General features: G+C 69.9%; 18 protein-coding genes. 8 read left to right on the top strand and 10 right to left on the bottom strand.

All coding sequences use genetic code 11. The features are described from left to right. The first annotated feature begins 77 nt into the window (after positions 1-77). Complete coding sequence (locus U9J39_RS04820; RefSeq protein ID WP_115710414.1) at positions 78-560, top strand: Lrp/AsnC family transcriptional regulator; 483 nt, start codon at positions 78-80, stop codon at positions 558-560. Here U9J39_RS04820 and U9J39_RS04825 read toward each other — a convergent pair. Next, the gene (locus U9J39_RS04825) at positions 557-1,015 is read right to left on the bottom strand and encodes a MarR family winged helix-turn-helix transcriptional regulator (RefSeq protein ID WP_116312911.1); all 459 of its coding nucleotides are present in this window, start codon (positions 1,013-1,015) and stop codon (positions 557-559) included. The genes U9J39_RS04820 and U9J39_RS04825 overlap by 4 nt on opposite strands. Positions 1,016-1,032: 17 nt before the next feature. Further along, positions 1,033-1,593: a flavin reductase family protein gene (locus tag U9J39_RS04830; RefSeq protein WP_111519473.1), complete on the bottom strand. Its 561-nt coding sequence runs from the start codon at positions 1,591-1,593 to the stop codon at positions 1,033-1,035. 165 nt (positions 1,594-1,758) lie between these two features. Between U9J39_RS04830 and U9J39_RS04835 the strand changes: the two genes are divergently transcribed. The 5 genes from U9J39_RS04835 to msrA all read left to right on the top strand — a co-directional run bounded on the left by U9J39_RS04835 (position 1,759) and on the right by msrA (position 7,159). After that, positions 1,759-2,829 carry a peptidase M29 gene (locus U9J39_RS04835; RefSeq protein ID WP_116312910.1) on the top strand — a complete coding sequence of 357 codons (1,071 nt, stop codon included), beginning with the start codon at positions 1,759-1,761 and terminating at the stop codon, positions 2,827-2,829. Continuing rightward, positions 2,826-3,647 (top strand): alpha/beta fold hydrolase, encoded by an 822-nt coding sequence (locus U9J39_RS04840; protein WP_326346633.1) that lies wholly within the window; start codon positions 2,826-2,828, stop codon positions 3,645-3,647. Before U9J39_RS04835 ends, U9J39_RS04840 begins: the two co-directional genes overlap by 4 nt. Positions 3,648-3,738: 91 nt before the next feature. Beyond that, positions 3,739-4,992 (top strand): acyl-CoA dehydrogenase family protein, encoded by a 1,254-nt coding sequence (locus tag U9J39_RS04845; protein ID WP_116312908.1) that lies wholly within the window; start codon positions 3,739-3,741, stop codon positions 4,990-4,992. Next, positions 4,989-6,539, top strand: a complete 1,551-nt coding sequence (locus tag U9J39_RS04850) for a class I adenylate-forming enzyme family protein (RefSeq protein WP_326346634.1) — start codon at positions 4,989-4,991, stop codon at positions 6,537-6,539. The genes U9J39_RS04845 and U9J39_RS04850 overlap by 4 nt, the downstream gene beginning before the upstream one ends. 77 nt (positions 6,540-6,616) lie before the next feature. Further along, positions 6,617-7,159, top strand: coding sequence for a peptide-methionine (S)-S-oxide reductase MsrA (msrA, locus tag U9J39_RS04855; RefSeq protein WP_326346635.1), 543 nt, complete (start codon positions 6,617-6,619; stop codon positions 7,157-7,159). A gap of 41 nt (positions 7,160-7,200) precedes the next feature. Here msrA and U9J39_RS04860 read toward each other — a convergent pair whose 3' ends face one another. The 5 genes from U9J39_RS04860 to U9J39_RS04880 form a co-directional block, all read right to left on the bottom strand. Then, complete coding sequence (locus U9J39_RS04860) at positions 7,201-8,277, bottom strand: DUF72 domain-containing protein (protein WP_326346636.1); 1,077 nt, start codon at positions 8,275-8,277, stop codon at positions 7,201-7,203. A gap of 15 nt (positions 8,278-8,292) precedes the next feature. Next, positions 8,293-9,534 carry a cyclopropane-fatty-acyl-phospholipid synthase family protein gene (locus U9J39_RS04865; RefSeq protein ID WP_326346637.1) on the bottom strand — a complete coding sequence of 414 codons (1,242 nt, stop codon included), beginning with the start codon at positions 9,532-9,534 and terminating at the stop codon, positions 8,293-8,295. A gap of 241 nt (positions 9,535-9,775) precedes the next feature. Beyond that, a complete protein-coding gene (pdxH, locus tag U9J39_RS04870) occupies positions 9,776-10,414 on the bottom strand; it encodes a pyridoxamine 5'-phosphate oxidase (RefSeq protein ID WP_116312903.1) in 639 nt (212 codons plus the stop codon). 138 nt (positions 10,415-10,552) lie between these two features. Continuing rightward, a complete protein-coding gene (locus U9J39_RS04875; RefSeq protein WP_116312902.1) occupies positions 10,553-11,764 on the bottom strand; it encodes an MFS transporter in 1,212 nt (403 codons plus the stop codon). Between the two features lie 310 nt (positions 11,765-12,074). Continuing rightward, complete coding sequence (locus U9J39_RS04880; protein WP_326346638.1) at positions 12,075-14,441, bottom strand: AsmA family protein; 2,367 nt, start codon at positions 14,439-14,441, stop codon at positions 12,075-12,077. A 210-nt stretch (positions 14,442-14,651) separates the two neighbouring features. Between U9J39_RS04880 and tcdA the strand changes: the two genes are divergently transcribed. Beyond that, positions 14,652-15,521, top strand: a complete 870-nt coding sequence (gene tcdA / locus U9J39_RS04885) for a tRNA cyclic N6-threonylcarbamoyladenosine(37) synthase TcdA (RefSeq protein WP_326346639.1) — start codon at positions 14,652-14,654, stop codon at positions 15,519-15,521. A gap of 21 nt (positions 15,522-15,542) precedes the next feature. On the opposite strand, the gene U9J39_RS04890 is transcribed toward tcdA, so the two are convergent. Continuing rightward, positions 15,543-16,121, bottom strand: coding sequence for an AAA family ATPase (locus U9J39_RS04890; protein ID WP_326346640.1), 579 nt, complete (start codon positions 16,119-16,121; stop codon positions 15,543-15,545). A 131-nt stretch (positions 16,122-16,252) separates the two neighbouring features. On the opposite strand from U9J39_RS04890, the gene U9J39_RS04895 reads away from it, so the two are divergent. Next, positions 16,253-16,693, top strand: coding sequence for a bacteriohemerythrin (locus U9J39_RS04895; RefSeq protein ID WP_116312899.1), 441 nt, complete (start codon positions 16,253-16,255; stop codon positions 16,691-16,693). 18 nt (positions 16,694-16,711) lie between these two features. Here U9J39_RS04895 and U9J39_RS04900 read toward each other — a convergent pair whose 3' ends face one another. After that, positions 16,712-17,089 (bottom strand): cupin domain-containing protein, encoded by a 378-nt coding sequence (locus U9J39_RS04900; protein ID WP_326346641.1) that lies wholly within the window; start codon positions 17,087-17,089, stop codon positions 16,712-16,714. A gap of 72 nt (positions 17,090-17,161) precedes the next feature. Further along, positions 17,162-18,007, bottom strand: a complete 846-nt coding sequence (gene trxA / locus U9J39_RS04905; RefSeq protein WP_326346642.1) for a thioredoxin — start codon at positions 18,005-18,007, stop codon at positions 17,162-17,164. Positions 18,008-18,072 lie beyond the last annotated feature (65 nt).

Consider the following 18,072-nt stretch of genomic DNA (forward strand, 5'->3'; position numbering starts at 1 on the left):
CTTGCTAAATGGCCCGTCATCCGGTCTCTCTTTCGCATAGAATGCGAAAAAATGACAAATAATCGAAGGAAATTCGAATGAACCTCGATCCCACCGATCTGCGCATCCTGACCTGCCTGCAAGAGAACGGCCGCATCAGCAACCAGGACCTGGCCGACCGCGTGGCGCTGTCGCCGTCGGCGTGCCTGCGCCGGGTCCGGCTGCTGGAAGAGTCAGGGGTGATTGGCGGCTATCGCGCCTGGTTCGATGCCGAGCAACTGGGGCTGGAGCTGGAGGCGATCGTGCAGGTGTCGATGCGCCATGACGTCGAGGGCTGGCACGACACCTTCATTGCTGCGGTGCAGTCGTGGCCGGAAGTGCTGTCGGCGTACATCATCACCGGCGACAGCAACTACATCCTGCGCGTGCAGGCGCGCAACCTGAAGCACTACTCGGACTTCATCGTGAACCGCCTGTACCGCACCCCGGGCGTGATGGATATCCGCTCGAATATCGTGCTGCAGCGGATCAAGGTGGACAGTTCGCCGCTGGCAATCCTGAAGGTCGCTGAACAAGCCTAGCGCTGCGTGTGCAGCGCGATCAGCTGGCGCAGGGTTTCCTTCAGCTGCGCGCCCTGGCGGGCGCCAAAGTCGTCCAGCACCGCGCGCTCGTGCTGCGCGGCGCGCTCGAGCAGCGGCTGCACCAGCGCCAGGCCGCGCGGCGTGATCGACACCAGCGCCTGGCGGCGGTCGGTCTTGCCGGCGCGGCGCCGGACCAGGCCGTCGTGCGCCATGCGGTCGACCAGCTTGGTCAGCGTGGGCTGCTTGGTCAGCGTGATTTCCGCCAGCGCGCCGACGGTGCAGTCGGGACGGTCGGCCAGCGTCGCCAGCACGCGCCATTCCTGCACCGACAGGCCGCTGGCCTCGACCTCGCGATGGAATTCGCCCGAGATCAGATGGCTGGCGCGGGCCAGCAGGTAGGCCAGGTAGCCGTCGACGAAGGTTTGGGGCGAGGGCACTGCCGGCAGGTCCGCCATGATGGCTCAGTGGGTGTTCAGAGATCGAGCGGGGTGGTGGTGGTGAACTGGCCGCCCTGGAATATCAGCGGGCCGTCCTTGCCATCGAGCACGCCGCAGCGCTCCACCTCGCCGACAAAGATGACGTGGTCGCCCTCGTCGTAGCGGCTGCGGTTGTGGCATTCGAACCAGGCCAGCGCATTCGACAGGATCGGCAGGCCGGTGGCCGAGAGCCGGTAGTCGACACCGGCGAAACGGTCGCCCTTGAGCGTGGCGAAGCGCTGGCACAGGTCCAGCTGCGAGGCCGACAGCACATTGATGATGTAGTGGGTGCCGTCGCGGAACATCGGCAGGCTGTTGGCGCGCGTAGCCATGCTCCACAGCACCAGCGGCGGCTCCAGCGATACCGAGTTGAACGAGCTGGCGGTAATGCCGATAAAGGGCGGCGCGCCGGCCGCAACCGACTCGTTGCTGGCGCGCGTGGTGATCACCGTGACCCCGGTCGCGAACTGCGACAGGGTGCGGCGGAAGTGCATCGCATCGAAGTCCGGGGCGGCGGCTACGCTGGCGATCCGTGGCTGGGCCTCAGGCATGCCCATGGGGGCTCCACTGGAGTTCATGAAATTTCATATATATTATTCGCGCCAGGGGCGGCGAGTTCAAGTCCGGCGCCGCCGGCGCTGGCCGCTACACAATGCGTGGGCGGCCCGGGCCCCATAGAACAAGAAGCCGATAACAAGCAACAAGCAGCAGGAGACAAGCGCATGCTCATCGAGCAGATCGAACACCGCTGGCTGGCGGCGTTCCGCCGCACGCTGGAACTCTGTGCCCTGCGGCACGGGGATGTCGTGGGAATTGTAACGGAGTCCCAATCCCGCCCTGTCAACGTGGCCTTGGCCGAATTGGCCGTGCAGGGCCTTGGCGCCACGCCGGTTCGGATCCAGGTGCCGAGCCCGGCGCTTGCGGCGCCAGCGCCGGTACGCTCGACCGGTGCCAGCGATGCCTTGCAGAATCTGGCCCCGGTGCTGGCGGCGTTGTCGCGCTGCCAGCTGGTGCTCGACTGCACCGTCGAAGGCCTGCTGCATGCGCCTGAGTTGCCGCAGATCCTGCGCGGCGCCGACGGCGTGGTCCCGCGCATGCTGATGGTCAGCAACGAGCACCCGGAGATCCTGGAGCGCTGCCAACCCGATCCGTCGCTGGAGACCACCGTGCGCGCGGCGATGAAGCGCCTGCGCGGCGCGCGCGAGATGCGCGTGCATTCGGCCGCCGGCACCGAGCTGCGCATCGGCCTGGCCGAGGCGCGCGTGGGCGGTGTCTGGGGCTTCTGCAACAAGCCCGGCCAGGTCTCGCACTGGCCTGGCGGGCTGTGCCTGGCGTTCCCGGCCGGGCGCCAGGTCAACGGCACGCTGGTGCTGGCGCCGGGCGACGTCAACCTGACCTTCAAGACCTACCTGCGCGACACCGTGGTATGCCATATCGAGGACGACTACATCGTCGCGGTCGAGGGCCAGGGCGTCGACGCCGACATGATGCGCGGCTATTACCAGGCCTGGGCCGACCGCGAAGGCACGCGCGATGCCTATGCGGTCTCGCACGTGGGCTGGGGCCTGAACCGGATGGCGCGCTGGGACGCGATGACGTTCTACGACAAGCGCGATTGCAACGGCACCGAGCTGCGCGCGTTCGCCGGCAACTTCCTGTTCTCGACCGGCGCCAACGAGGTCGCCGGGCGGCATACGCTGGGCCATTTCGACCTGCCGCTGCGACACTGCACGGTTTCGCTCGACGGCCGCAACGAGGTCGAGGCCGGCACGCTGGTGGAGGTGGCCGCATGAGCGCCGCCGCGACAATGCAGCGCCACGCCAACGGCATCGCCACGCTGGCCTGGGGCGACGGGCCGGTGGCAGTGGTGATGCTGCATGGCATCGGCGGCGGCAAGACCGCCTGGCCCGCGCAGGGCGAGGCCCTGGCGCAGGCCGGCTACCGCGCCTTGGCGTGGGACATGCCGGGCTATGGCGACAGTGCCCTGATCGACCCCTATGACTTCGACGGACTGGCGCAGGCGCTGACGCCCGTGCTGCTGTTCGAACGCGACGCCGGCCGGCGTGTGGTGCTGCTGGGCCACAGCATGGGCGGCATGGTGGCGCAGCAGGCTTGCGCGGCCACGCCAGCGCTGGTCGACGGCATGGTGCTGTCCGGCACCTCGCCCGCCTTCGGCAAGGGCGATGGCCCGTGGCAGCGCGAGTTCATCGCCGCGCGCACCGCGCCGCTGGATGCCGGCAAGACCATGGCGCAGATGGCGGCCGGGCTGGTGCGCACCATGGTCGCGCCCGATGCCGACGCGCAGGCCGTGGCCTTCGCCACCGCGGTGATGGCGGCGGTGCCGGCACCGACCTACCGCGCCGCGCTGGGTGCGCTGGTGCGCTTCAACCAGCGCGACGCGCTGGCCCGCATCGCGGTGCCGGTGCTGGCGCTGGCCGGCCAGCACGACACCAACGCCGCGCCCGAGGTGATGCAGCGCATGGCGCAACGCATTGCCGGCGCCGAGTACCGCTGCCTGCCCGACGTGGGCCACCTGGCCTGCATGGAGCGCCCCGAGCTGTTCAACGACGCGGTGCTGGATTTCCTGCGCCGGCACTTTCCCGTGCACTGAAGCGCGCCGCTTTCCGGCCACGCCAACACAACAACCGCCGCGCCGCCCCCGTTCCCCATCCGGCGCGAGCAGGACAAAAAGGAGACGCGACATGCCATCCGGCCAGCTCGACTTCATTCCCGCCGTCGGTACGGCCGACTTCTCGCCGGAACAGGCGCAATGGCTGACGCTGGCCAACCGCCTGGGCCGCGAGCGCTTCGCGCCGCGCGCCGCCACCTGGGACCGCGAGGCCAGCTTCCCGTTCGCCAACTATGACGACCTGCGCGAGGCCGGCCTGCTGGCCTTGTGCGTGCCGCGGGCGTTTGGCGGCGCGGGCGCGGACTTTGCCACCTACTGCATGGTCGGCGCCGAGATCGGCCGCTTCTGCGGCGCCACCGCGCTCACCTACAACATGCATATCTGCTCGACCATGTGGACCGGCGTGCTGTCCGATGGCATCGACATGACCCCGGCACAGCGCGACGAACACCAGGCCCGCCGCGAACTGCATTTCGCGCGGGTGGTGCGCGACGGCGCGGTCTACGCACAGCCGTTCTCCGAAGGCTCGGCGGCGGCCGCCGGCAAGGCGCCGTTCGGCACCACGGCGCGCAAGGTCGACGGCGGCTGGGTGCTGAACGGTCGCAAGATCTTCGCCTCGCTGTCCGGCGCGGCCGACTACTACGGCATCCTGTGCACCGAGGACCGCGGCGACCAGCATCCCGACATGCGCGACACGCTCTACATCGCCGTGCCCGGAAAGGCGGACGGGCTCACCGTGACCGGCGACTGGGACCCGATGGGCATGCGCGGCACGGTGTCGCGCACGCTGCTGCTCAAGGACGTGTTCGTGCCCGACCACGAGCAGCTGATGCCGCGCGGGGTCTACTACCGCGCCGCGCAGACCTGGCCGGCAATGTTCTTCACGCTGTCGCCGACCTACCTCGGGGTGGCGCAGGCGGCGTACGACTTCACCGTGCAGTACCTGCGCGGCGAGGTGCCGGGACAGCCGCCGGTCAAGCGGCGCATGTATCCAACCAAGCAGATCGCGGTGGCGCAGATGCGCATCCAGCTGGAGACCATGCGCTCGATCTTCTGGCGCGCGATCCACGAAGCGAAGCCCAATCCGTCCAAGGACGAGCGCCTGCGCCTGTACGCCGCGCACTACACGGTGATGGAAGGCGCCAACGATATCGCCCGGCTGGCGATCCGCACCTGCGGCGGCCAGTCGATGCTCAAGGACCTGCCGCTGGAGCGGCTCTATCGCGATTCGCGCTGCGGCGCGCTGATGCTGCCGTGGACCGCCGAGCTGATCCTCGACCGCATGGGCCGCGAGACCCTGTACGAATCCGGCGAGCGCGACGAATGAGCGCCCCCCGCCGGGCCATCCGCGCCGGTGCCGCTGGCCTGGGCGCGCTGCCGGCCATGCTGCATGGCCATGCCGACGCGGCGCCGGGCCGGCCGGCGTTGCACTACCGGGGCCGGACCTTCACCTACGGCAAGCTGTGGCGGCGCGTGGAGCGCGCCAGCGCCCACCTGGCCGCGACCTGGGGCATCCGCCCCGGCGACCGGGTCGGCACGCTGTGCCTGAACCACGAGCTGCAACTGGTGCTGCTGTTCGCCTGCGCCCGCGTCGGCGCCATCTTTGCGCCGCTGAACTACCGGCTGGCGCCGGCCGAGTTGCGGGCGATCTGCGATCACGCGCAACTGGCCTTGCTGTTCCACGATGCGGACCATGAAGCGCTGGCGCGCGAGGCCTGTGGCGATGCCCGCGTGGCTGACCTCGACCGGCTGGTCGACTGTCCGGCGCCGTCCGGCGTGGTCCATGCCCCCGTGCCGGAGCATGCGCCGCTGCTGCTGGCCTATACCTCCGGCACCACCGGCAAGCCCAAGGGCGCGGTGCATACCCAGGCTGGCTTGCTGGCCAATGCGCGCGCCAGCTGGTGGGCGCACGGCATGAGCGCCGACGACCACGTGCTGTCGGTGCTGCCGCTGTTCCATGTCGGCGGGCTGTGCATCCAGACCCTGCCGGCGCTGCTGGCCGGCGCGCGCGTCACGCTGCATGACCGCTTCGCGCCGCAGGCCTGGCTGGACGCGGTGGCCGGGGCGCGGCCGAGCCTGTCGCTGATGGTGCCGGCGACGCTGCGCGCGGTGCTGGAGCACCCGGGCTGGGCCGATGCCGACCTGACGGCGCTGCGCGGGGTGATGGCCGGATCGTCGACCATCCCGCGCTCGTATATCGACGCCTTCCACGCCCGCGGCGTGCCGCTCGGGCAGGTCTATGGCGCCACCGAGACCGGGCCGGTGTCGGTGGTGCTGAAGCTGGAGCAGGCCATGGCGCGTCCAGGCTACGCCGGCTGGCCGCAGCCCGAGGCCGAAGTGCGCCTGGCCGGCCCCGACGGGGCCGAGGTGGCGCAGGGCGCGGTGGGCGAGCTGTGGGTGCGCGGCGCCAACGTCATGGCGGGCTACTGGAACCAGCCCGAGAGTGGGCTGACCGACAACGGGTTGCCGGGCGGCTGGTTTCATTCCGGCGACCTTGGGCACCGCGATGCCGACGGCTGCATCGAGGTGGTGGGCCGCAGCAAGGACATGATCATCTCGGGCGGCGAGAACATCTATCCCGCCGAGATCGAGAACGTGCTGGCCGGCTTGCCCGGCGTGCAGGAATGCGCGGTGGTCGGCGTGGCCGATGCGCGCTGGGGCGAAGTGCCGGTGGCGGTGATCGTGCCGGCGCCGGGCGCGCCGCGCGGCGCGCTGGCGGCCGAGCCGCTGCGCGAGCTGCTGGCCGCGCGCATCGCCCGCTTCAAGCTGCCGCGCGAGGTGGTGCTGATGGAAGACCTGCCGCGCAGCGCGCTGGGCAAGGTGCTCAAGCCGCAATTGCGCGCGCTGCTGGAGGCGCGCCGCGAGCCCGGCTGAATCCGCTGCAAGCGCGTCGATCTGCGCTTATGCTTGAGGCCTGGCAAGACAGACGATTACGCAAGGGAGCGGCGCAAATGGAACATGGATTGGAAACCGCCACGCTGGGCGGCGGATGCTTCTGGTGCCTGGAGGCGGTCTACCAGCAGGTCGAAGGCGTGGTCGCGGTCGAGTCCGGCTATACCGGCGGGCATGTCGACCACCCGACCTACCAGCAGGTCTGCGCAGGCGATACCGGCCACGTCGAAGTGGTGCGCGTCAGCTTCGATCCGTCGGTGATCAGCTACCGCGAGATCCTCGAGATCTTCTTCGCCATCCACGACCCGACCACGCCGGACCGGCAGGGCAACGACGTCGGGCCGCAGTACCGCTCGGCCATCTTCACGCACTCGGAGGCGCAGCGCGCGACGGCCGAATACGTGATGCGCGAGCTGGTCGCCGCCAAGGCGTTCGACGCGCCGATCGTGACCCAGGTCGAGCCGGAGCAGCCGTACTGGCGCGCCGAGGCCGGCCACCAGAACTACTACCAGGACCATCCCAGCCAAGGCTACTGCGCGTTCGTGATCTCGCCCAAGCTGGCGAAATTCCGCAAGCAGTTCGGCGCGAAGGTGCGCAAGTAAGTCGTGCGCAAGTAAAGTCGTGCGCCGGCGCGGCGGCGGGCTCAGCGCTCCAGCCGCGCCACGATGGCCTCCGCCAGCCGCGCGCAGCTCAGCGGCGCGCAGCCTTCGGCGTTGTTGCTGACGATGACGATGGCGGGCTGCCCGGCGCGCAGCGTGCGCGCCACCACGTCGGCAATCGCGTCGCGGGTGTCGGGATCGTCGTCGACGATGCGGTCGAACGGCGCATAGCGCTTTTCCGCGTAGGCATAGGGCCGGCCCGCATGCAGCATCCAGCGCAGCACCAGCGGGCCCGCCCCGGCTTCATCCATCAGCGCCTGCGCCGCCGCCTGGCGCGGCACCGGCGGCAGCCGGTCGCGCGCCGACAGGCAGAAGCGCACGCCATGGTGGCGCAGCAGCCGGATATAGCGCGGCGTCAGCAGGGCCGGGTCGCGCAGCTCGACGGCATAGGCTGCGTGCGGCGTCAGCGCCGGATCGAGCGCCGGCAGTGCGCCGAGGAAGGCGTCGAGCCGCTCCAGGAATACCGCGCTGTCGGCGAGCGGCCCCATCGGCGACAGCTGAAACAGCAACGGCCCGCACTTGTGCCCCAGGCCGCTGGTGGCCGGCACGATGAAGTCGCGCGCCGCGATCTCCGCATCCAGGAAGGCGGCGTTGGCGAGCCGGCCGGCGCCGTCGGGGCCGCGCAGCCACGCGTCGCAGACGCTGGCCGGGGCCTTGACCAGGAAGCGGAAGCCCTCCGGCACCTGCGCCGCGTAGGACAGGTAATCGGCCAGCGGGATCGGGCCGTAGAAGCCGCGGTCGATGCCGGCGGCGCGCAGCAGCGGGTGGCGCGAATAGGCGGCCAGGCCCTTGCGCGACAGCAGGCTGTCGCTGTACTCGCCGTCGTAGACCAGCCCGTTCCAGCCGGGATAGGCCCAGGACGAGGTGCCGAAATGCAGGTGGGGCGGCAGTTGCGCAGCAAGCGCCTGCAGCGCTGGCGCGGCCGGAAACGGCTGCACGCTCTTGCCGCGCGCCGGTCTGCCTGGGGAGTCGGGTCGGGCGGCGCCGGCTGGCGTCGCGGGCTGCCCGGGAGGGGCTGCGGGGGCGGGCAGGGGCAGCCCGCCGAAGAGGTCTTCAGTCAATCGTTTCGGTTGCCTTCAGTCGTTGCGGCCGATGGGCTGCTCGTAGATATAGCGGCGCGACCACGGCAGCGAGTCGGCCTGCAGCCCGGACTTGTGGCACACCACCTGGTAGATCGACATCTTCTCGGTCTCGAAGGCGTGGGCGCAGCCGGCCAGGTACACGCGCCAGATGCGGTACTTCTTCTCGCCGACCATGCTGCGGATGGTGTCGCCGCGCGCCTCGAAGTTGTCGGCCCAGTGGTGCAGCGTGCGCGCGTAGTGCCGGCGCAGCAGCTCGACATCGAAGGCCTCCAGGCCGCCCTGCTGCAGCGTGCGCAGCACCAGCCCGATATGCGGCAGCTCACCCTGCGGGAACACGTAGCGGTCCATGAATTCGGCGCCGTCCATCGGCGTCGCCCCGTTGTCGGGGTCGGGCGAGGTGATGCCGTGGTTCATGGCAAAGCCGTCGTCGGCCAGCAGTTCGCGGATGCGGCCGAAATAGCCGGCCAGGTTGTTCTTGCCCACGTGCTCGAACATGCCGACGCTGGTGATGCGGTCGAAGGTGCCGGTGGTGTCGCGGTAGTCCTGCAGCCGGATCTCGATGCGGTCGGACAGGCCCGCGGCCCTGACGCGCTCGGTGGCCAGGTCGAACTGGTTCTGCGACAGCGTGATGCCCACGCAGCGCGCGCCGAACTTCTGCGCCGCGCGCAGCACCAGCGCGCCCCAGCCGCAGCCGATGTCGAGCAGGGTCTGGCCCGGCTGCAGCCGGATCTTGGTCAGGATGTGGTCGATCTTCTTGACCTGCGCGGTGGCCAGGTCTTCGTCGCCGTGCTCGAAGTAGGCGCAGGAATAGACCATGTTGGGGTCGAGCCAGAGCTGGTAGAAGTCGTTGGAGACGTCGTAGTGGTACTGGATCGATTCCCTGTCTTCCTGCTTGGAATGCGAGAAGTGCTGCGCCACCTTGTACAGGGCACCGCCGGCGCGGCGCGTGGCGGCGGCCGAGAAGCCGTAGCCCACCTTGATGATGTCCGCGAGCCGGCCGTCGAAATCGATCTTGCCCTGGACGTACGCCTCGCCCAGGTTGTCCAGGCTTGGGGTCAGCAACAGCGGCAGGGCCGCGGCTTCGCGCACGGTTAGCGTCACCACCGGCTTGTCGAATTGCCCCAACGGGTATTCGGTGCCATTCCACAGCCGCAGGCTGACCGGGAGATTGGCGTTCTCGCGCAGGTCGGCGATCCAGTTGTCGAGTTGCTTTTCCAGGGTTTGCTTGAAAAACATGCGCTTTACCTCCCGATGGTTGCGGCACACGCTTCGGCGGACGCATCCGGCAAGGAGAAACACCGCGCAAACCTTGCCCGATCCATCGCGAGCGCTGCAAGAAAAGAGTAGCCAAGCGACGCCTGTCTCACTTTAGTCCAATTCCGCAGCCCGTGCAGCGCACCCCCGGAAGACCCTGCCGTCGTCCCGGGAGAGGCGTAGACGCATCAGCGTGGACGCGCGTGGCGTCCGCCGGCCGGGCTCAGGGCGACAGCCGCACGATCTGCCAGCCCGTGCCCGGCTGGACCCGGTAGGCGATGCGGTCGTGCAGACGCGACGGCCGCCCCTGCCAGAATTCCAGTGCGGTCGGCACCAGGCGGTAGCCGCCCCAGTAGGGCGGGCGCGGCGGGTTTTCGCCGAACTTGCTGCGGTATTCCTGCTCGCGCTGCTCCAGCACATCGCGGCCGGGAACCTCCCGGCTCTGCGCGGAAGCCCAGGCGCCCACCCGCGAGCCCAGCGGACGCGTGGCGAAATAGGCGTCGCTTTCGTCGTCGGAGACCTTCTCGACGCGGCCTTCGACGCGCACCTGGCGTTCCAGCTGGACCCAGTGGAACAGCAGCGCGGCGCGCGGGTTTGCCGCCAGGTCCAGGCCCTTGCGGCTTTCATAGTTGGTGAAGAAGGTGAAGCCGCGGTCGTCGATGCCCTTGAGCAGCACGATGCGCGCCGAGGGCTGGCCGTCGGCGTCGACCGTGGCCAGGGTCATGGCATTGGGCTCGGGCAGCTTGGCCGTGACCGCTTCGTCGAACCAGCGTCTGAACTGGCTCATGGGGTCGGGGGCCACGTCGGATTCGGACAGCGCGCCCAGCACATAGGTGCGGCGCAGGTCGGCAAGTTGGGTCATGTCGCAATCATCAGGGAATCGGTCCGGAAGCGCGGTGCGCCGGGGGGCGGGAGCGCGGGTCCGGCTGATTCGAGTATAGCGAATGCATCGGGGGCCGCATTTGCGTGGCGACAAGCCCAACCGGCGGTCCCGGGCGCGTCACCCGCCGGCGGTCGGCTGCGCCGGCGCCGCCAGCGCCTTGCGTCCCTGGCGCCGCGAATAGTAGCCGGCCGCGCCCATCGCCCCCGCCATCGACAGGAAGATCGGCAGCATGCCCAGCGCCGTGCCGACCACGCCGAAGGTGAGCGGCCAGACCACCTGGCTGGTGTTCAGCACCGCCGAGCGCAGGCCCAGCGCCTCGCCCGCGCGGCCGTGCGGCGACGCGGCGTGCAGGATGTTCATGACATTGGGCTGCGCGCTGCCCAGCGCCAGGCCCAGCACGAAGGCCAGTGCGCACATCAGCCAGAAGTGCGCGACGAAGGGGTAGGCCAGGTAGGCCAGCGCGCCCACCAGCAGGGCGGCGCGGATGATCTTCCATTCCGACAGCCGGCGCGACACCGCCGGCATCGCCACCCGGATGGCAAAGGTGGCGATGGCGAAAGCGCCCAGCACCCAGCCGATCGACGACGGCGACAGCCCGATGCGCGAGCCCTGGATCGGGATCAGGAACGCGTGCAGGTCCCACGCGGCCGACAGCACCGCGCTGGCGACGAAGACCGCGCGCAGTTCGGGATGCTGCAGCAGGTCCAGCGTGGAATGGCGGGTGCCGTCCGCGATGGCGATGCGCCCGGCGTTGCCGCCGCGCGCGGGCAGCCGCGGCCGCACCCATTGCAGGCCGGCCTGACCCGCCAATGCCACCACCACCAGCACGGCGAAGGCGGGGCGGAAGCCCGCATGCTCGATCACGTAGCCCATCGCCACCGGCCCGAGCGTGCCGGACACCGACAGCCCGAGCGCATGCCAGGTGTAGTTGCGCAGCCGGGTGGCATCGGTCGAGACCTGTCCGATCAGCAGCTGCATCGCCACCTGGACCAGCATGAAGCCGACCCCGATCAGCGCGCACGACAGGTACAGCGCATCCAGCTCGTGCCACAGCGCCGGCAGGAGCGTGCCCGCCACCACCATCAGCGAGCCCGCCATCATCGGCTTGCGCGGGCCGATCTGGTCGATGCGCTTGCCGGCGCGGATCGCCAGCAGCATTGGCAGCAGCGCGTACAGCGACATCAGCACGCCCAGCGTGACGGTGGAGGCCTTGAGGGAAATCGCGAACAGCGACACCACCACGCGGCTGGCATTGAAGGCCACGTGGTTGCACACCGTCAGTGCGATCAGCCAGGTGATCGGCGGGACGGCGGCATGCGTCAGCGTCATGGGGCGGGGCGAAGCGTCGGTGAGGCGCGTCCGGTGCCGGCCGGGTGCCGTACCAGAGCGGTGAATCGGAAAATGGCCGCAAAACAGGCAGCAAGAACAAAGGGCGGCCGCAGCCGCACCTTCAAGGATGCCACACGGGCGAGCCCGCGTCGCAGCCAATGCTTGCCATGCTTGAGCTTCTTGTAAATGGCCGTTTAATTATGCGCCTGAGCGCGGCGCGGCACAACGACAACGTGCGTCAACTTGCCGCAGCGGCGCCAAGTGTTGCGATTTTGTTTAAACGGCGAGGGGCCCGGTGTGGCGAGTGCATCTATCCGCCCTGGTAGAACGACCGGTCGTTGCCGGGGCGTTGCGGCGCGCGTTCGTTGGCCGGGCGCTGTGGCGGGCGCTGGGCGGCGGGCCGGGCCGGTTCTTGCCGACTGGCGGCGGGCGGCTTGCCGGCACGGGCTTCGGCCGCGGGCTGGCCAGGGCGCCTGGCCGTGGCCTCCGCGCCGGACCGGCTTGTGTCCGTCGCGCCGGTGGCGTCGGCGGGCGCCGCCGCGGCCTTCGGGTCCTTGTAGGTCTTGCCCGGCGGCGGGGCGGTGGGGCGCTTGCGGAGTTCGGCCAGCAATTTGGCGCACTGCGTGTCGTCGCCGCCCGGCGAGAGGTCGAGCAGCGGCAGCACCGCGGTGGCGACCGGCGCCAGCAGCGCCAGCGACAACGCGCCGCCGGCGCGCAGCGCCAGCACGCCGATATCGGGGCTGACGCGCGGGTTCTTCATGGTGCCGCCCACATACAGCGGCGAGCGCAGCGAGAAGACGCGCAGGCCCTTGGAGTCCGGGTGGATGGTCAGCGCCAGCCGCTCGCTGCGCAGGTCGATGCCGCCGGTGGTCTCGATCACCGCGTCCTGGGTGTCGAGCACGAAGGTGCGCGCGCGCGCCACGCCGTCGGTCATGGCGAAGTCGCTGACGCCGCAGTTGATCTGCACCGGCTTGTCGCCGAACAGCTTCGACACCACCAGGCTGCCGACATTGAGGCCGATCGCCTCGAGCAGGAACTTGCTGACCGTGCCGTTCTCGACCAGCAGCCGCGCCTCGCCGTTGGACGAGCCCAGCAGCGCCGCCACCGAATTGCCGGTGGCCGACAGCTTGGCGCTGCCGTTGAGTTCGCCGATGCTGGCGCGCATCAGGTCGATGGTCGGGAACAGCTGCTTGAGCTTCATGCGCCGCGCCTTCAGGTCGACCATCGCGCCCATGGGCTCGCGCTTGCCGTCGAGCCGCACCGTCGACACCAGGTTGCCGCCGGCCACGCCGAAGTTGAGCGGGTCGAGCAGCAGCACGCCGTCCTGCAGCTTCAGGTGCGTGACCAGGTCGGTGATCGGCAGCTCGGCGTCGCGGATGATGCGCTTGCCGGTGAAGTGAACGTCGGCGTCGATCTCGTCCCAGCGCTCGGTGCGGAACGGCGCCACCGGCAGCGCCTTGTCCGCCGGCTGGGCCACCGGGCTGTCCTTGGCCGGGCGGCCGGGCTTGGCGTCGGCGCCGATCAGCGGGGCCAGGTCGACAAAGCGGAGCTGGTTCGACACCAGGTTGCCGGCCAGCAGCGGGCGCGGGTCGCGCTTGGTGAAGGTGAGCGTGCCGGACAGGTCGCTGCCGCCGACGCGGCCGGTGAACTTCTGGTACTCGTAGATCGAGCCTTCCTTGCGCAGCGTCGCCATCAGCCGGCCGCGGGTCTGGTATGGCGGCGTCGACGGCAGCACCACGCCGGTCAGCGCGTAGAGCCTGGCCATGCTGTCGCCGGCCAGGGTCAGGTGCACGTCCAGCGCCGCCAGGTGCGCCGGATTGGTGACCGTGCCTTCGATCTGGGCGCGCGTGGTGCCCACGCGCACATCGGCCTGGATCGGGAACGGCACGTCGGTATTGCGCAGGCTCAGCACCGTGCCGGCCTTGCCGCTGGCGTTGATGGTGGCTTCGTTGTAGCGCCCGGTCGCTTTCCAGCGCACGCCATAGCGGCCGTCGCCGCCATTGGCGGGCGCCGCCGAGGCCGCCTGGGCGGCGCTGCCCGGCGGCCCGGGTGGCACGGCCGAGGCTTGCGGCTCGACCAGCGCGCCATCGCGCGCCTTGTCATAGAGCGGCGCGTTGCCGATGGTGTCGAGTTCCGCCTGCAGCGAGATCTTCTTGAGCTGGTCGGTCAGCGCCAGGTTGCCGCGCGCCAGCACCACCTCGCCGACATCCAGCTGCCATTTCGAGGTGCCATTTTTTTTCGGGCCGGTGTCGAAGGTCCAGTTGTTGCGGCTGTCGGCCAGGCGTTCCAGCCATACCGCGGGGCTGTCGATGACGATGGTCGGCACCGCGATCTCGTTGGCCAGCAGCGGCAGCGGGCGCAGCACGAAGATCAGCTCGCGCACGGTCGCCATGTGGGGCTGCGCGGCCCAGTCCGGGTTGCCGACGGTGATGTCGCGCGCCGACAGCCGCGGCCATGGCACCAGCGTGCGCCAGCCTTGCTCGCCCTCGCCGCGGCGCCAGGTCACGGTGAGGTCGCCATTGATGGCAAAGGGGCGGCCGATGGCTTCGGAGACGCGGTCGTTGAGCCAGGGCTTGATCCGGTTCCAGTCGAAGGTCAGGATCACGACCACCAGCAGCGCGATCAGCGCGACCGGTGTCAGGACACTCCACAGAACGACCTTGCGGCGCACGGGCATGAGGCGGGCTCCTGGCTGGCGGGGGCGAGGGCCCGCGGAACCCGCGCGGGGCGGCGCGGCGAACGGACCACTGCAGGTCTATTGTATAGTTGCGCGCTTCCCGTCCTTGTCGGGGACTGGCTGACATCGCCGCCGGAAAATGCCGGATTTTTTGCGCCGGCATTGGCGTGGGTGGCATGGCCACGCGTCCCCGGATCCGCTCCTTTCCGTATGAACGATGCCGCACACGAGCTGGCTGGCCTGCCCGAGCCGCTGACCCACGAAAGCCCGGCCGACGACGACTACCACCGCCGTTTCGGCGGCGTGGCGCGGCTGTACGGCGCCGCCGGGCTGGCGCGGCTGGAGTCGGCCAACGTGTGCGTGGTCGGCATCGGCGGGGTCGGCAGCTGGGCGGCCGAGGCGCTGGCACGCAACGCGGTGGGCCGCATCGCGCTGATCGACCTGGACCATATCGCGCTGTCCAACACCAACCGGCAGATCCATGCGCTGGGCGACGCCTACGGGCGTGCCAAGGTCGATGCCATGGCCGAGCGCATCGTCGCCATCAACCCGCGTTGCCGCGTGACCCAGGTCGACGACTTTGTTACCGCCGACAACGTGCCGGACCTGCTCGGCGCCGGCTATGACTATGTGATCGACGCCATCGACGCGGTGCGGGTCAAGACCGCCATGCTGGGCTGGGCACGGCGTCAGGGCGTGCCGGTGATCACCTGCGGCGGCGCCGGCGGCCAGCTCGACCCCACGCGCGTGCGCATCGACGACCTCGCGCGCACGATCCAGGACCCGCTGCTGTCCAAGGTGCGCGCCGGCCTGCGCAAGCAGTGGGGCTTTACCCGCGACCCGAAAAAGAAGTTCGGCATCGCCGCGGTCTACTCCGACGAGCCGCTGCAATATCCGGAGCCCGAGCAGCAGGCCTGCGAGATCGACGAGGCGCCGCCGCTGGAGGTGCAGCCGGGCCAGCCCGCCGCGCGCGGGCCGCAAGGGCTGGCCTGCGCCGGCTTCGGCTCGTCGGTGGCGGTGACGGCGGTGTTCGGCTTTGTCGCGGCGTCGGCGGCGATCGGCGCGATCGCGCGCGGCTGAGGACTGGCGCCGCCGCGCCGTTCAGGCGCTCAGCGCGCGCAGCAGCGCGTCGATGTCGGCCTGCTCCGGTGCCCGGTTGTCGAAAAAGATCAGTTCCGGATAGTCGGCGGGCGCCGGCATGAAGCGCCGGGTCCGGTACGCGTCCCAGTGCGCCAGCTTGTAGGCGTCGTTGGGGTTGCCGCGCCGGATGATGCGCGCGTGGGCCTCGTCCTCGGGCAGGTGGACCCAGACCGTGCGCACCGTGGTGCCGGCGGGTACGTGCAGCCAGTCCGGGTCGTTCAGCAGGTGGGCGCGGACCTCGCGCGAAAGCGGCCCGATCACGATCGCGCTGATGCCCAGCGCCAGGTTCTCGCGCGCGGTGTCGAGCAGGCCCTGGTATTCGGGGTCGCGCAGGTGCTCCAGGTAGGCCGGGCTGTCGCGGTCGTTGGGATCGCCGGTGATGGCGGCCATGGCCGCGGCGCTGTAGCGGCCGTATAGCGTGTCCTTGTCGAGCAGGCAGAACGGCTCGCCGGTGGCCTGCATCAGCGGGCCGATCAGGCGGTGGGCCAGGGAGGTCTTGCCGGTGCCGGCATGGCCGCAGAAGAAGATCAGTCGTGGCATGAGCGTAAGACGGTAGGGTGACGGACCGGCCGCATTGCTCACAGCATACCCGCTCGCTTGCGCCAGATCAGGCCCGGGTCGCGCCGATTCGGTATCCTTGCCGTTTTTCTCCACGCTTGCCGCCCCTCCCCATGGACGCCAAAGACCAGCTTTCCTCCGCCGGCCTGCCGGACCACCTGCACCTGGGCGAACCGGTCACCGACGCCACCCACGCCGAGTTCGTGCAGCTGCTGGCGGCGGTCGCCAGCGCCGACGACGACGCCTTCCTGGCGGCGATGGACGCATGGATCGACCATACGCGCCATCATTTCGCCCAGGAAGAACAGTGGATGGAGGCCATGGGGTTCGGCCCGCGCCATTGCCACGCGGGCGAGCACCAGCAGGTGCTGGCGGTGGCGGTCGCGGTGCGCGACAAGGTGCACAGCGAGGCGGAGTTCCAGCTTGGCCGCCGGCTGGTGGCCGAGCTGTCAGGCTGGTTCGACCATCACGTCAAGTCGATGGACGCGATGATGGTCGAGCATATGCGCGAAAACGGCTTCACGCTGATCGAAGGTCCCGCCACGGCGGCGTGATCGCCGCGGGCCCGGCGCTCAGGCCTGGCGCGCCGCATCGCGGTCGATCACCACGAAGTATTTGCGCACCGGGTCCAGCACCTGGAACACGCCGGTAAAGCCGCCCGGGATCACGCAGGCATCGCCAGGGCCGAATTCGCTGGCCTGGCCACTGTCGTCGCTGATGCGGATGCGGCCGCTGATGACGTGGAAGAATTCTTCCTTTCCCGCCGGGAACGCGATGCGCCACGCGCCCGGCTCGCACGCCCAGATACCGCAATCGAAATCGCCATGCTGCGCGCTGTAGTGCGTCCAGGTGGTGCGGTCCGGATTGCCCGCCACCAGCCGGTCGGGGCGCGGCCGGTCGTGGCTGGGGGCGGGTGCGGTCTTGAAGTCGATCAGGCGGGGCGCGGTCATGTCAGCGGGGGGAATCGCGGAGGCGGCGGAACTGAGAATGCGCCAGTTTACCGCGCCGGGCCCGCGTCACCGTCAGTTCAGCGACGTGCTCAGCTGGCGGCGCCAGCGTGACACCACCTCGGGCCGGTCGGCCAGCATCTCGAATACCGACAGCATGGTGCGGCGGCCGATATCGTCGTCGAAGCCGCGGTCGGCGCGCACGATCGCCAGCAGCTGTTCCAGCGCCGGCTCGTATTGCTGCTGCGCGATCATCAGCCGCGCCAGGTCCAGGCGCGCGGCGAGGTCGCGCGGATCGGCTTCGATGCGCCCGGCCAGGGTGGCCGCATCGGGCAGCCCGGCGGCGTTCTCCATCGCATCGATGCGCGTGCGCAGCGCGCCATAGCCATCTTCCTGTTCCGCCCGTGGCGACAGCGCCGCGAACTCGGCCCGGGCCCGGTCGACGGCGTTGCCGTCCAGCAGGAAGCCGATATAGGCGAGGCGCGGGGCATCGGATTCCGGATCGGCTGCGATCGCATCGGCGAACAAGGTCTCGGCGCCGTCGCGGTTGCCGGCGGCGGCGAGTGCCAGCGCGTCGGCCAGCGGCGACCTGGCCTGGCCCGGCGCCAGCCGGCTCAGGAACTCGCGCAGGCCCGATTCCGGCAGCACGCCGGTGAACTGGTCCACCGCCTGGCCGTCGTCGATCGCCACCACATGGGGAATGCTGCGCACGCCGAAGTGCGCGGCCAGCTCCTGGTTCTCGTCGACATTGACCTTGACCAGCTTCCACTGGCCGTTCGCTTCGGCTTCCAGGCGCTCCAGCATCGGGCCCAGCGTGCGGCAGGGGCCGCACCACGGCGCCCAGAAATCGACCAGCACCGGCATCTGGCGCGAGGCGTCGATCACTTCGGTTTCGAAATTCTGCAGGGTGACGTCGCTCATGGGGAATCCTGGTCGGGAGAGAAAGGGGAATCGATACCCCTTATTGTGAGGGCGAAGGCGCCGAT

The organism is Cupriavidus sp. SS-3, assembly GCF_035818815.1.
Lineage (GTDB): Bacteria > Pseudomonadota > Gammaproteobacteria > Burkholderiales > Burkholderiaceae > Cupriavidus > Cupriavidus taiwanensis_C.